Annotated in this window: 10 protein-coding genes and 2 riboswitches; of the genes, 8 read left to right on the top strand and 2 right to left on the bottom strand. The window is 38.4% G+C overall.

From position 1 onward, the window contains the following. Window positions 1-3 precede the first annotated feature (3 nt). The gene (gene lgt, locus GM418_RS26775) at window positions 4-819 is read left to right on the top strand and encodes a prolipoprotein diacylglyceryl transferase (protein ID WP_246222777.1); all 816 of its coding nucleotides are present in this window, start codon (window positions 4-6) and stop codon (window positions 817-819) included. Window positions 820-867: 48 nt separating this feature from the next. Here lgt and GM418_RS26780 read toward each other — a convergent pair whose 3' ends face one another. Continuing rightward, entirely contained in the window at window positions 868-3,198 is a 2,331-nt protein-coding gene (locus GM418_RS26780) for a TonB-dependent receptor (protein WP_158870696.1), read from the bottom strand. 70 nt (window positions 3,199-3,268) lie between these two features. After that, a riboswitch (cobalamin riboswitch) is annotated at window positions 3,269-3,448 on the top strand. 68 nt (window positions 3,449-3,516) lie between these two features. Between GM418_RS26780 and GM418_RS26785 the strand changes: the two genes are divergently transcribed. From GM418_RS26785 to GM418_RS26815, 7 genes are all read left to right on the top strand, one after another. Further along, entirely contained in the window at window positions 3,517-5,862 is a 2,346-nt protein-coding gene (locus GM418_RS26785; protein WP_158870698.1) for a T9SS type A sorting domain-containing protein, read from the top strand. After that, window positions 5,862-7,820: a TonB-dependent receptor plug domain-containing protein gene (locus GM418_RS26790; protein ID WP_158870700.1), complete on the top strand. Its 1,959-nt coding sequence runs from the start codon at window positions 5,862-5,864 to the stop codon at window positions 7,818-7,820. The genes GM418_RS26785 and GM418_RS26790 overlap by 1 nt, the downstream gene beginning before the upstream one ends. Next, window positions 7,817-8,863 carry a YncE family protein gene (locus tag GM418_RS26795; RefSeq protein ID WP_158870702.1) on the top strand — a complete coding sequence of 349 codons (1,047 nt, stop codon included), beginning with the start codon at window positions 7,817-7,819 and terminating at the stop codon, window positions 8,861-8,863. The genes GM418_RS26790 and GM418_RS26795 overlap by 4 nt, the downstream gene beginning before the upstream one ends. Before the next feature lie 22 nt (window positions 8,864-8,885). Continuing rightward, window positions 8,886-9,093: riboswitch (cobalamin riboswitch) on the top strand. A gap of 96 nt (window positions 9,094-9,189) precedes the next feature. Continuing rightward, the gene (locus tag GM418_RS26800; protein ID WP_158870704.1) at window positions 9,190-11,121 is read left to right on the top strand and encodes a DUF4465 domain-containing protein; all 1,932 of its coding nucleotides are present in this window, start codon (window positions 9,190-9,192) and stop codon (window positions 11,119-11,121) included. A gap of 133 nt (window positions 11,122-11,254) precedes the next feature. Next, on the top strand, window positions 11,255-11,851 hold the full coding sequence (locus tag GM418_RS26805; protein ID WP_158870706.1) for an FKBP-type peptidyl-prolyl cis-trans isomerase: 597 nt from the start codon (window positions 11,255-11,257) through the stop codon (window positions 11,849-11,851). A gap of 216 nt (window positions 11,852-12,067) precedes the next feature. Further along, window positions 12,068-13,141 carry a chorismate synthase gene (aroC, locus tag GM418_RS26810; RefSeq protein WP_158870708.1) on the top strand — a complete coding sequence of 358 codons (1,074 nt, stop codon included), beginning with the start codon at window positions 12,068-12,070 and terminating at the stop codon, window positions 13,139-13,141. Window position 13,142: 1 nt separating this feature from the next. Next, window positions 13,143-13,556 carry a DUF134 domain-containing protein gene (locus tag GM418_RS26815; RefSeq protein WP_158870710.1) on the top strand — a complete coding sequence of 138 codons (414 nt, stop codon included), beginning with the start codon at window positions 13,143-13,145 and terminating at the stop codon, window positions 13,554-13,556. 60 nt (window positions 13,557-13,616) lie between these two features. Here the strand turns inward: GM418_RS26815 and GM418_RS26820 are convergent, their stop codons facing one another. Then, window positions 13,617-15,227 (bottom strand): T9SS type A sorting domain-containing protein, encoded by a 1,611-nt coding sequence (locus tag GM418_RS26820; RefSeq protein WP_158870712.1) that lies wholly within the window; start codon window positions 15,225-15,227, stop codon window positions 13,617-13,619. Between the last annotated feature and the right edge of the window lie 392 nt (window positions 15,228-15,619).

Here is a 15,619-nt window from a genome sequence, read left to right on the forward strand (position 1 = left end):
AAAATGATTCAAATTTTAAGTTTTATCCATTGGAATGCTAATCCGGAGATTTTTCATATCGGGGGACTTTCAGTAAGATGGTACGGATTATTATTTGCCTCTGGCCTTTTAATTGGGTATTATATTGGAGAATGGATGTTAAAATCCGAAAAAGTGCCGCAAAAGTGGATTGAGAGCCTGTTCTTTTACATTATAATTGCAACCATTGTTGGTGCACGCTTAGGTCATGTATTCTTCTACGGGTGGGATTATTATTCACAACATCCGGAAGAAATCATTAAGGTGTGGCATGGTGGTTTGGCTAGTCACGGGGGAGCACTTGGAATAATTATTGCCCTTTGGATTCATTCAAGGTTGATAACTAAACGAACTGTACTTTGGACACTGGACAGAATTGCTGTTCCTACTGCGCTTGTAGGAGCGTTTATCCGCACGGGAAATTTAATGAATTCCGAAATTTACGGTATACAGACCGAACTTCCCTGGGGATTTATTTTTGAACGTAACGGCGAATTGGTGGCCAAACATCCGACCCAAATTTATGAGGCGTTGGCCTACGTTATTTCCTTTATAATTTTGATGTTTCTTTATAAAAAAACAAGCGCAAAAAATCGCCCGGGTTTGTTGCTGGGAGCATTTTTCGTGCTGATTTTTATTGCCCGCTTCTTTATCGAATTTATAAAAGAAGATCAGGAAGCATTTGAAGCCACAATGGCGTTAAATATGGGACAATGGTTAAGCGTTCCTTTTGTGTTGATTGGAGCATTGCTGATTGCAAGGGCAATAAAACTCCCCGGAAAAGTATTTAAGAACGGTTAATAACAGATTAATATAAATCAAAAAGCCCGGTAAATTCCGGGCTTTTTTTTAATTAAATATTTTTATTCCTATAAAAAAGTTTCCGGGTTTTGCAGGGCCATATATGTAACCACTGTCACGGTTTTTACCCGAATCAAAATCATCCTGGTACTGGTCAAATAAATTTCCGGCACCGGCAAACAGCTCAATAGAAGAATCAAGCCGAATACTGCTGAATGTATAAGATATTTTCAGGTTGTTTTCAAGAAAAGACGGCGATTTAAATAGTTCATCCTGCTCCGGTGTCCCGGCGTCGCCAGCCAAACCGTAATGTGGAACAAGCATGCTTCCGGTATAAATTCCGGCCAAAGAAGCCTTGAATTTAGCACCTGGAGTCCAGGTCAGCGTGTAATAACCATAGGTTTCGGGAGTTCTTAAATAGTCTTTTGTTCCCGGCAATTCTTCCGACCAGGCCACAACATCTTCGTACTGGCTTTTCTGCAAGGTTAAACCTCCTTCCAGCTGGATTTTACGGTTATAATTGGCACGTAACTCAAGCGTGATACCGCGTACGTTGCTTTGACCTCCGTTTTGTTTTTCCATAATTGAATTTCCTTCTTCTGTAGTTCTAATTTCTTCCAGGATAAAAGCATCATTTAAGCGGGTATAAAAACTTTCTATAGTAAAGCCAAAAATATGTTTCTCCGTTGGCTTGTCCCAGTTTAACGAAGCGCTCCAGCTCTGTGATTTTTCTTCTTTTAAATCATCGGAAAGTTGAATGGTCTGGATTCCACCTCCCGCAAAAGCAATATGCATATCTGCATCAAATGCTTGCGGTGCGCGAAAGCCGGTCGACCAGGATAGCCTCAATTGTGCATTTGTATTTGGTTTATACAAAAATGAAATACGGGGATTCAGAATTAAATTTTCAACAAAATTATGTTTATCGGCACGAACACCGGTTAACAATGTTGTTTTGGCGGTGAGCGACCAGTCACTTTGTAAAAAGGTTCCAAAGTTTCGGGCATTTTGATCAATAAGATAATTGTACGCCTCTATTTCATCCCAAACATCATCTACCTTGTATTCTGCTCCCAAAGTAATGTTGTTTGATCCTTTTATAAAGTTATGTATCAAATGATTGACCTGTCCGCCAAACTGTACGGTATAATTTGTTGAACTTCCGTAAGGAGGATTAAAATTATATTCTGTCAGTTCCTCACCGCCATCTGGCGCTATTCCTGTAAAATGTTTACGGCCCGTATATTGCCCGGCAGAATAAAGTGAAAAACTGGTTTGGTTATTATCGCTGACATAATCGTAGTTTATTCCGCCCATCAGTACATTATGTGTTCTTTCTTCAGATTGTGTTGCCAGGTAAGCGGGTTTATCTACCGTTTCACCTCCGTATCGGTATTCATACATACTTGAAAAACTGGCCTCCAGCTTTTGATTTTCGTCCAAATTAAAAAAGGAGTTTAAGCCAAAAGAATTATTCTCCAGCTCAGGCATTTCAGAGAAATTATCACCGTTGTGATCATACATGTCTCTTTTGCGGTAAGATGTATAAAGAGCAACACCGGCATTTCTTTTCTGCGACAATGCAGTTAGTGTTCCATGAACCGACAGATCAGCCGCATCTTCTCCCACAACAGAAGCATTGGTGGTTATTTCATACGAATTTCGCTGCGGCATGCGCGTAATAATATTTACGGTTCCACCAATGGCGCTGGAACCATACAAAGCTGAGCCGCCACCGCGTACGACTTCTATTCGTTCCACCATTTCTGATGGCATTTGTTCCAATCCGTACAAACCGGTTAAGGGACTGAAAACGGCACGGCTGTTGACCAGAATCTGGCTGTAAGCACCACCCAATCCATTCATTCTGAGTTGTGAATAGTTACAGGTTTGACAATCAGTTTCCATACGCAGTCCCGGCTGGAAATTTAATGACTCAGAAACTGTTTGTGCCGCAATGTTTTCGATAGATTTTGCATCCAATACATTAACAATTACGGCATTGTCGGTTTGTCTTTTAAATGTTTTGGTTCCGGTGATTACAACTTCATCCACACGAATAAATTCCTCTTCCAGATCGAATTTTATTTCAAGCGTTTCATCGGCTTTTAACTCAATTTCTTTTTGAGCAGTTTTATAACCAACCATTTTGGCTACCAATGTATATTCTCCAACCGGAAGGTCTACCATCATGTAATGACCTGTAACATCGGTAGTTGTGCCGTAGTTTGTGCCGTCAAGATAAATATTTACAAAAGGAAGATGTTCTCCCTCTGATACTACGTGGCCGGTAATTACCGCATCGCTACTTACTTGCGCTTTAACTGTGCTGCTGATATGTAAGGTAATCAGGATTATATAGATTATATTCTTTTTCATTTTGATTTATTTAATGTAAAAATTGTAAAGATGCATGTTATTTAGAATCATTCTTAATAATTTATATATAACTTTGCAGACGAGAAATGGTTCATTAAAAATGTAAAAAGGGAATCCGGTGGAAAACCGGAGCTGTGCCCGCAGCTGTAAGCTCAAAATTTTTCGGCATTATCCACTGTTCAACTCAAACGAACGGGAAGGAGCAGAAAAAAGAGTAAGCCAGAAGACCTGCCATTTTCAAAAAAATGCTTTCGGGAATAAAAGCGACGGTTCAATACCTGAAGTTTTATTTCCCCATGGTTTTAAAAACAAAGGGGAATGAAAAAGTTAAAATTACTGTTTGCAATTCTGGGGATACCCTGTTTTGCTATTTCACAAAATGTAGCCAATCGGGTGCTGGAATATAAACCAGCGCCGGGACAACACATTAATGTTGAGTCTATCGGGACACCACAGGCAGCTGAAGATATGCCTGCAGAAGTAACCAACATGGTTTCGCTGGGTAGCTTTGGCGGAACTATTTTGGTAGGGTTTAAAGAAGCCTGTGTGAATGATCCCGAAAATCCGTACGGAATTGATTTTACCATTTTTGGAAATGCTTTTAGCGGTTCGTCGGAGCCTGGTGTGGTGTGGGTAATGAAAGATGAAAATAAAAACGGAACAGCAGATGATACCTGGTATGAAATAAAAGGCAGCCAGCATTTTCATTCGGGAACCAGAACCGATTACAGCCTTACTTATTTTAAGACGACAACGCGCGATATTTTATGGAAGGACAATCTCGGTAATACCGGAACTTTGAAAGCAAATAGTTATAACACACAGGAATATTACCCAACAAGCATTTTTTTTCCAAATTATCCACAGGATTCAGTTACTTTTAAAGGCACCCTACTCGCGCCCGCAGTTGACAGTTCAAATCCTCTGCAATACGTTACAGAGGCTCTGGATTTTGGGTATGCCGATGTTCATGCCAGAGTACAGGGAGTTGACTTGACCCTTCCGGACAATCCCTATACAAATGAAATTGAAGGTGCCGGAGGAGACCCCATAGATCTTTCGTGGGCAGTTGATGAGCAGGGAAATTATGTGGATTTGGACTCCATTCATTTTGTAAAAATTACAACAGGCAATCTTGCCAGTGTAGGCTGGCTGGGCGAAATTTCTACAGATGTCGCTTATCTGGTTGATGTGGATGCAAATACAGAAATCTCGGGTGACAACGAACTGTTGGTTGTATTTCATCATAAATCAAAAATAGTTACCGGCGAAACATTACAACTTGAGGCTGCATTTTTTCAGAATGGAAAATTAAAAGAGTCAAATTTTTTGTTTACATCACAAAACCAGGAAGTGGCGACAGTTAACTCATTGGGGGAAATAAAGGCGGAAAATACCGGAGAAACAGAAATTCTTGTTTCCTCAAACGGCAAGACCAAAACGACCAAAATAAATGTAGTTGCTCCTGATTCGATAGAGATTCTGTCAGATTTCTCATCGGTTTATGTGGGAGATACGGTGCTACTTGCAGCCAATATTTTTGATAACAACAAAGATAAACTGGAAACTGAAATTCAATTTGAGTTGGAAACACCCGGAGTTGGTAGTATCATTGAAATAGAGGGAGAAAGTTATTTTGTGGCTTCACAACAGGGAAATGGTTCCATCACTTTTCGGGTAGAAGGGTTTATTGAAAAATCAGTCAGTTTTAAGATATCATCAGAAAGCGACATTATTCATGTATACTTTACAGCAAAAACCGAGACAGAAAATATTATACCGCTGCAAAAAATTGAGGTGAGACTTTCGGATTTAAATGCTTTTGTTGAGAACAGGAACAATGATTTTTCAGGAATTGAAAATCATGCGTTGGCGCATGCAGTGGTTTCCGGGCTTCAGAAATCCGGTGTCAATTTTGATTTGCGCGATGATGAAAATTCAGAAGGCAAACTTTACTTGTATTCTGTTGAGAAAGAAGGCGAATTTACATACGGATGGGGCGGCAAAACAGCTCCGGTTGCCTTTGCAAAGGCTTGGATTGCTCGTGTAAAAGGCAGCCAATATTTAACTGATTTTGATAAAGTTGATGTTGCAGAAGGCGACACCGTTGTGCTGTATCATGTTTCAGAGATTGTTAATCCCTGGGATTTCACTCAAATGAATGTGAATAAAGACTCGGCCGTAATAAACGATGAAGTTGAAGTAAGCTTGCTGAAGGCCACATGCACATTTTCTGATGGGGTGATTACAGAAAGTGTATTGCTCCCTGTTTTCAACCAGGAAATTTTTACTGAGGAAACAAACTATTTTTCAGATGAATCAGGAAAAGCAGTTGTTCTTATTTCTTCTTCGCCTCCGCTAACGATTTATTCAGAAACAGATGCAGTTCTGATATCTGAGAAAATAATTACTTCGAGCCGGAGTTTTGCTGATTTGGAAACACAGATATTCCCAAATCCCGTTGATAGTAAATTGATTGTCAATGGAAAAAACTTGACTGGTGCACAAATGTATATCTTTGATATGAATGGTAAAAACATATGGTCAGAATCGGCTTTTATAACCAGTAAAAACATTGATGTTCAGTATTTTAATCCAGGAATTTATATGTTGAAAATTGTTGAAAAATCGGGGGTTAAAACGTTTAAATTCATTAAAAAGTAATGAGAGTTAAACTTCTGATACTCATGTTTTTAATGCTGACTTTTACAACTGTAGAAGCGCAGAATCTGACCGATACCATTCATATTGAAGAAGTAAAAGTACTTGCCAAACGAAAAGTTGAAGAAGCCGGATTAAAATTAACACGTCCTGATTCGATGGCAAGGATCGCAACTTTAACCACTTCTCTTTCTGAATTAATTTCGGAATATACACCGGTTTTTATAAAATCGTACGGACGCGGTTCATCTGCAACAGCAAGTTTTCGGGGAACTGCCGCTACACACACTCAGGTGTTATGGAATGGTATGAACCTGAATTCTCCAATGAACGGAATTGCGGATTTATCGTTGCTGCCTGTATTTTTTACCGATGACGTCTACCTGCTTCACGGAGGGAGTTCTATGGCTGAAAGCAGCGGGGCGCTCGGTGGAAGCATTCATTTAAACAACCAAATAAACTGGGATACAAACCTGGAATTGGCCGGATTGTTTGAAACAAGCTCTTTTCAAACGCGAAAAACATTCGTAAGGGTTTTGCTTGGCGGTGGCCGCTTAAAATCAAGTACCCGCTTGTTTTACGAAGGCTCTGAAAATAATTTTCCGTATTACAATTATGGCGTTATTCCACAACGGAATGATACTTTAGAAAATGCGGATTACTGGAAAGGTGGTATTCTCCAGGAATTTTATTACCGGTCGTTTAACAGCAAAATAATGTCTCTACGCATATGGTTTCAAAAAAGCGATAGAAATTTGCCTCAATTAATGTCATACGAAGGTAGCGAACGGGAAGAATATCAAAACGACGATCAGCTTCGGGTTCAATACGATATAAAGAAGTATACTGATAAATTTAATTATCATTTTTTTACGGGATTAAATTCGACGACACTCAATTATTACCGGGCAACTCCCGAATTTAATTTTGTCAATGAAAATTCTAAAAGCAAAGAAAACGGTTTTCAAAATCATCTCAGGATTTTTAGGGAATTTAATGAGAAAACCTATGCAACAGTGAGTGCAGATGTAAATTATTATCAGGTACAAATTACTAACAAAATAAATGGCGAAGACTACAAAAAGGATCGTTTCGAAACCAGTCTTCTCATTAATTGGCACATGAAACCATCCGATCGTTTTGCTGCTTTTATGTTGATGCGCTCTGAAAATTATGACAACCACGTAGAACCTTTTATTCCAAGTGCGGGCTTCGAGTGGCAGGTAACAAAAAGATGGCCATTGTTGTTAAAACCAAATGTTGCACGAAACTACCACAAACCTACTTTGAATGATTTGTATTGGTTACCCGGTGGAAACTCCGACCTTTTGCCGGAAGATGGTTATACCGGCGATTTGTCGCTATCCTGGCAAACGGAAAACAGCCACTTTCAATTTGATAGTGAAATAACCGGATTTGTTTCTTTTATCGATAATTGGATAGTTTGGCAACCTTCGCAAAGTGGCGCATATTACTGGGAAGCAAACAATGTAAAAGAAGTTTTATCGAGAGGGGCAGAGTACCGGTTTTCAGCCGGCAAAAATTTGAGAAACTTAGAATTGAAGTCAGGGGGAAACTATTCCTACACACATACCACAAATCAAAATGCGATGCGTTCGGTTGACAAATCGCGCGGAAAACAGCTGATATACATTCCCAAACATAAAGGAAATCTTTTCGCCGCCGCCTCAGTTAAAAATTTTACGCTAAAATTTGATATGGAATACACGGGAAAAAGATACACCAATTCGAGCAATGAAGAGTCTGAGTTCGAGCGGGTTTTAAATCCGTACTGGCTTAATAAAGTTTCGCTGGATAAAATGCTGGAAATAAGCTCTTTTCGCATGAATATAAAATTTGCTGTAGAAAATATTTTTAATGAAGACTACCAAAGTATTTTATGGCGCCCCATGCCTGGCCGGTATTATTCTTTTTCAATGGCTTTGAACTATAAAAAATGATTCGAAAAATAGCATACATAATACTTACAAGCATTCTCCTGGCAGCGTGCACTGATGAACCGGTTGAAACTGTGTTTTTTGATCTTGATACTGAAAACGGAGTGTTTATAAGTTGTGAAGGGAATTTCATGTACGGAAATGCTTCGCTTTCATTTTACAATTATAAAACAAAAAGTATTCAAAATGATTTGTTTTACGCCCGTAATAATGTCCCGCTGGGTGACGTGGCACAGTCGATGTATTTAAACGGAAATTCGTTGTTTCTTGTGGCCAATAACTCCGGAAAGATATATGTGATAGATCCTAAAACAGCAGCGTTTAAAGGCGCAATAACCGGATTGACTTCTCCTCGTTACATTCTTTTTGCTACGGAAGAGAAAGCTTATATTTCAGATTTGTATGCTCACCACATTACTGTTTTTAATCCTTCAACATTAGAAAAAACAGGGCAAATCGATCTTTCAGAAGAACATACTTCTGAACAAATGGTAAAAGTCGGAAATTATGTTTTTGTCTCCAGCTGGTCGTACGACAATAAAGTTCTGGTTATAGATTCCGAAAAAGATGAGTTGATTGCCAAAATAGAGGTGCCGCTTCAGCCCAAAGATTTAAAAGTGGATAAGAACGGAAAATTATGGATTTTTTCTGATGGCGGTTTTGAGGGCTCATCGGCAGGAAATGAGCAACCTGCCTTAACAAGGGTTGATCCGGAGACTTTTACAGTTGAAAAAATTCTCCGTTTTGAAGACGACTCTAATCCTTACGATTTGGAACTGAATAACACCAAAGACACATTATATTTTATAAACCAGGGAGTTTGTAAAATGGCTGTTGAAAGTAAAACATTGCCCGATTCCACTTTTATTCCAGGTGCAGGCAAACTTTTCTACAGCCTGGGACTCAACCCGAATAATAACGAGATTTATGTTTCCGACGCAATAGATTATACACAGGATGCAATGGTTTACCGGTATTTATCCTCAGGAGTTTTAACCGACTCTTTTAAGGTAGGGATAAATCCGTCTGATTTTTTGTTCAGGTGAATCAGGCTTTGGAAACTTTAGTCTATTTTTAGAAAGAATGGGTTCTCTTCGGAGATGAAAAGGGAATCCGGTGCCTTGTCGAGATGTCCGGCAAGAATTCCGGAGCTGTACCCGCAGCTGTAAGTCTTTCATGTTGGTAGCAACCCTCGCCACTGTTCCGTATTATCGGGATGGGAAGGCAGCTATCAATTGAGACAAGCCAGAAGACCTGCCATTTAAAACAATATTAAAAGCTTTCGGGACTAAAAGCTTGAGGTAGTTTACCTTATAATTTTCCCATGGGTTTTAGTATTGTAAAATGATTTGTTGAACTAAAAAATTTTACAATGAAAAAATTTTACTTCTTTGTAGGGCTTTGGGTTGCCCTGTTTTCTGTAAATGCCCAGCAGGTAGCAACTTTCGACGATGTGGTTTTGGAGTCCGATTCCTATTGGAATGGAGCAGATGGTTCCGGAGAAATTAACAGTGGCGGCTTTATGTTTCCCAACGATTATGATGCTGACTGGGGAAGCTGGTCGGGCTTTTCTGTTTCAAACATGAAAGATTCTGTAACAGCGGGTTGGGGAAATCAGTATAGCGCAATAACTGCTTCAGGCCATCAATCTGAGAATTATGCTGTTGTTTATGCTTCGGGAGGATTGGAAATAATTTTTGAAAATCCTCTTCAACTGACCGGTTTTTACGTGACCAATTCAACCTACGCGTATCTTTCAATGAAGGAAGGAGATGCCTATTCCAAAAAATTTGGAGGAGAGGATGGTAAAGATCCCGATTATTTTAAGTTAACGGTTTCCGCGACTGACATTTTTGGAAATGAAACAGCCGTTGATTTTTATCTTGCTGATTTTACATCTGATGATTCAGCGAACGATTATATTCTAAAAACCTGGGAATGGCTCGATTTGAGTAGCTTAGGCGTAGTTACTTCTCTCTCTATCGGGTTGGAATCAAGTGATGTTAGCGACTGGGGAATGAATACACCAGCTTATTTTTGTATCGATGATTTTAACGGAAGCTCACCAGATACGCCGGAAATGCTTGCAGAAGCTGATTTTGAAAATTTGGAACTGGAGGCAGAAAGTTTTTATAACGGTGCCGACGCGACAGGGTATTTTACAAGCGGAGGGTTTACATTTCTGAATGATTACAATGCAGAGTGGGGAAGTTGGAGTGGTTTTGCAGCTTCAACTGTAACTGATAATCAAACCGAAGGATGGAGCAACCAGTACAGCGCTATACCGGGAAGTGGCGCTCTCGAAACATCAACATATGCAGTTTCATATGCTTCTATGGGCTCTGAAATCCACTTTGAAAAAACAGTTGTTTCAGGATTCTACATTACCAATTCAACTTACGCATATTTATCGATGCGAAACGGTGATGCCTATTCTAAAAAATTTGGAGGTGAAAACGGCAGTGATTCCGACTGGTTTAAAGTTGATATTTTTGGCATCTCCGAGGCAGGTGACACAACGGGTACAATAGAGTATTATCTGGCTGATTTCAGGTCAGAAAACAGCTCTGAAGATTATATTGTAAACGATTGGAAATGGCTTGATTTATCATCGCTGGGAGAAATTACAACCTTAAAATTCAATCTTTCTTCTTCCGATGTCGGTGACTGGGGAATGAATACGCCGGCCTATTTTTGTATCGACCAGTTAAATCACCAGGATTTGGCGCCTGAAATCGCATATCCGTTGGCAACAATTGCAGATGCAACTTATCCCGATAATGTTTATTACATTTCACTTGATTCTGTTTTTACGGATCCCGATAACGACGACTCAGAAATGACCATTCAGCTCGAAACTATTGACAATCAGGATTTGCTTATTGGAGCCATCGTTCAGGGTGGAACACCAGATGCACTGAAAACCTTACTTTCATTAAATATTACTGAAAACATGACGGGTTCTGCCAACATCACAATTTCGGCCACTTCAAACGGAAAAAAAGTTTACCACACTTTTGAAATGCTTGTTTCAGTTCCGGTTTCATCTGATTTTATTTCAGAAAATGAGGAAGAGATAAAAGTATATCCTAACCCTGTTGAATCAGATTTCAGTATTGAACTTCCGGCGAATGCGGAACAGGTTTTTTTATTTGATATTTCGGGAAAAATTATTTACCGGAATACTACAATTTTGAATCAAAATTTAAAGATTTCAGCTTTACAAAATTCGCCGGCCGGAATTTATTTTTTGAAAGTAAAATTAAATTCAGAATATAAAACTGAGAAAGTTGTAAAATTGTAACAATATTACGTTCTTTGAACAAAAAGCGACATAAAATACTTATTTGTTAATAATGACATAAAAAGACAGTTTTGTATTTTGTTCATTGATTTAAAAAGTGTTTATTTGCAATAAAGTTTAAAAGATCATTTATATGTTAGAAGTTGAAAAACAATCCATAGAAGTTGGTAAATATTCGATGGTTACGTTAACGTACGATTTACGAATCGACGACGAGAAGGGAGAGGTAATTGAGCAGGCAACGGAAGCGCAACCATTACAATTTTTATATGGTGCCGGAGTTATGCTGCCAAAGTTTGAGTCGCATCTTGCTGGTTTGAGTGAGGGAGAGCCATTTACAATTAAGCTGAAAAAAAATGATGCTTACGGCGAAGTAAACGAGGATGCTGTTGTGGAGTTGCCCAAGCAGGTTTTTTTAGTGGATGGTAGCTTTGACTCAGAATTGATAAAAGAGGGAAATATGGTTCCTATGATGAGTAGCAATGGCCAGCGTTTAAACGGTCTTGTGCTCGAAGTAAATGATGATACTGTTAAAATGGATTTTAACCATCCACTTGCCGGAGAAGATTTACATTTTAGCGGAAAAGTTTTGGAAGTAAGGGAAGCGTCGGAAGAAGAGCTTTCTCAGGTACTTTCAGGAGGCGGTTGCGGATGTGGAAGCGGCGGTTGCGGAACGGAAGACTCCTGCAGCACAGACCATTCTCATGGTGGATGTGGTTGTGGCTGTTAGTAAGATATTTTGATTATTAGTTCAATTTATTTAACATTAACCTCGTTTTCTTGTTGAACCAGAAAACGAGGTTTTTGTTTTAATATTCTGGAACAACTTTTTTATAACCCAAAATTGACAGGAGTTACCGGAAAAATAAACGGTTCTATATAAAAAGTGTATCCTTGGGATTTATACAAAAAGCTGTGAACAGAAGTTTTTAATTAACTTTGATAAGTGAATACATTTGGAAAAATTTTTCGGTTAACATCTTTTGGTGAGTCGCACGGAAGAGGAATTGGTGGTATAATTGACGGGTGCCCCGCGGGACTGGACCTGGATATTGATTTAATTCAGAAAGACCTTGCCCGCAGAAAACCGGGACAGTCAAAAATTACTACACAACGAAAAGAGGCTGACCAGGTTGAATTTCTTTCTGGAGTTTTTGAAGGAAAAACACAGGGAACTCCCATTGCTTTTGCCATTTGGAATAAAGACCAGCACTCAAAAGATTATAACGATTTAAAGGATGTTTATCGTCCGTCGCACGCCGATTATACTTATACAAAAAAATATGGTACGCGTGATCATCGCGGAGGAGGCCGTTCTTCTGCCCGTGAAACGATTGCCCGTGTAGTAGCTGGTGCAATTGCTAAACAAATTCTTGCAAGCCGGGGAATATCGATTCAGGCTTTTGTATCGCAGGTTGGAGAAATTCAGCTAAAAAAATCGTATACTGAAATTGATTTGTCAAAAACAGATGATAATATAGTTCGTTGTCCCGATCCTGAAACAGCAGAAAAAATGATAACAAGAATCGAGGCTGCTGCAAAAGATCGCGATACAGTTGGCGGTGTAATTACCGGTGTTGCAAAAGGTGTTCCGGCAGGGTGGGGCGAGCCTGTTTTTAACAAACTTCACGCCGACCTGGGCTTTGCTATGTTGGGAATAAATGCCGTTAAAGGTTTTGAATATGGTTCCGGCTTTGAAGGGACAAAACTCAGTGGCTCGCAGCACAACGATGTTTTTATAAAAACATCGGATGGTGTGCGAACAAAAACAAACAATTCAGGAGGAATTCAGGGAGGAATTTCAAATGGAGAAGATGTTTATTTCCGGGTTGCTTTTAAACCCATTGCAACATTGTTAAAAGAGCAAAAAACAGTTGACAAGAGCAACAATGAAATTACGATAAATCCGAAAGGAAGACATGACCCGTGTGTATTGCCACGTGCAGTACCCATTGTGGAAGCTATGGCAGCTATGGTTTTAGCAGATCATTTTTTATTGAGCAAACTTAACACTATTTAATATGCCTAGAAGAAAACGTAACAGAAGGATTCAGGTACCCCCTGTGATTAAGGGAATGTCAGTTTTTGGTGTTCGGGGAAGAAAATCAAACGAAGTTCATCTTCTTCTGGAAGAATATGAAGCGATTCGTTTACTCGATTACCAGAATCTTACGCAGGAAGAGGCGGCGGTTCATATGGACATTTCGAGGCCAACATTAACGCGTATTTATGAAGAGGCACGAAATAAAGTGGCTACTGCGTTTGTGGAAGGAAGAGACATAATTTTCAGAGGTGGTGATATTTATTTTGATAAAAACTGGTTTAAATGTAACTCCTGCCAGGCCAGTTTTAATCATTATGCCGAAGAGGGAGTTAGTTGCCCCGTTTGCAGTTCTGAAGATGTTATTTCACTAAATGAATATTATACTTCCTGAACCCAAAAAAGCGAGATGAAATTCACCGGGTATATACTCGGTGACTTGATTATATCAATATCATTTTAATATAACTGATTTTGAAATAGCATTCTCTCCGTTTTGAATAATAAGGTTGTATGCTCCCTTTGCGAAGCCGTGAAGATTTATGGATTGTCTCAGAAAATTACCAGATATGTAAAATTCTTTTTCAGAGATCTCTTGTCCTTCCATATTGGTAATATATATTTTTACTTTGGAACTTTTTAATCCACTTAATTCTATAGTAAAAACACCGTCAGTAGGGTTGGGAAAAATGTTACAATCAAAAATTACTTTTTTGAATTCTCTAACCGGTGTTGATTTCTCAATAGTTATAACCTGAACACAAATAGTGATATTTCCACACGCTTCAAGAATTGAATATGTTCTTTTAAGTACATCCGGCGTTAAAGTTGTATCCAGATGTTCATATAATAAATTGAAAATAATGGTATCTGAATTACAGATTGTTGAATAAACTCCTCCTGAATTGACAAAATCATCCAAAGTATTATATGGTGTGGGAATTTCGTTAAAATCGTTTACCATTGTATCCGGAGGACAAGTTACTGAAATTAAATTATCGTTGGCGACTATAAAAGATGCTTTACAACTATCTACATTTCCAAGGGTGTCAGATATATGCCATGTCACCTCAACAGTACCACCACAAATATCTGGTTTATAAGGGTATGTAGCTGTCATTTCAACATCGCAATATGCTAAAACTTCAGGTGTCGAATTTTCCAGCCAGGTATCGAAAACTTCCTCAACTTCGACCTGGGAATTATACGAGCAACTAGAAATAGTTGTGTCTGTAGTACAGGAAGTTATTGTGAAATTATTTTCACTAATATAAAACTTTTGTTGAAAAGTTGCTGTATTATGACAATCATCTTCTGCACGATAGATTCGGATAACCCTAGTAGTTCCTGTATTTGCCGGATCTAACAAATCAACAAAAGATGACGTTTTAAGGCCACAATTCTCAATAATTTCAATTTCGGGATAAGGCATTTCATCTATCCCTCTAATTATTGTGTCTTTAAAAGCAGGAACAAAAATTGGAGGAAAAGTATCAATGACTTGTATATACTGGAAGGCTTGAGTTGTATTTCCACAGTCATCAGTTGCAATCCAAACTCTTGTAACTGTAAATAAATTTGCATAGGAAGAATCTGAAACTGTTTCGGAGAACGATACTGTAACCTCTCCACAATTATCAGTAACCAATATGTTCTCATCAGCAGGAGGAATGTTATTTGCACAATCTACTGTTATATTGTTCGGAATTGAAGAAAATTCAGGAGGAGTATAATCATTTATTTCAATTTGCTGAGTGCAAGTAGTTGCATTGCCAGAGGTATCCCTAATTTCAAGTGTACGAGTAATAAATTCAGGGCATTGATTTCCATTAGAAACAACGTCCAAAACTTGAAATGAAGACGAATCTATTTGGATATTGTCTGAAAAAGTTCCTCCATCCTCCAAGAACCTAATGATAGAATAATTTCCCAATGTTTGATTATTGATGATGCAGTCATATTGCAAAGTTGGACAATTTAAAGTGGGAGGAACTATATCTTGGGCTTCAACTAATAATGACAGATTAAAAAATAGAATTGAAGAGGCAACAAATATTTTTTTCATAAGATGGGTGCAAAAAAGGTTAAAGTTTGGCTTTATTATGATAACATCAAATTTAGTTTTTTAAAATAATAAAACAAATACTGAATTATCATTATTTAGCAATAAAAAAACCACCGGCTCAATAGCCGGTGGCACCCAATTAAGTTGTGATAAAACCAGAGCCCTAGTATACTAGGAACATACAAGTTATGAAAATACCAGCACTTTGTCAATATTGTAAGGTGTTAATTTCCAGTATAATTCCATTTTGTTTTTAACAATAGTAACTTGACATATGCTTTTTTTAACAATATGTTAGTGCCAATGATTATTGTGCTACCTTTTTGAAATTTATACAAGATGTTAAAACAGGCTACTTTAGCTAAACCGATTTACTTTATTTTTTGAAATTT

It is taken from the genome of Maribellus comscasis, assembly GCF_009762775.1.
Taxonomy (GTDB): domain Bacteria; phylum Bacteroidota; class Bacteroidia; order Bacteroidales; family Prolixibacteraceae; genus Draconibacterium; species Draconibacterium comscasis.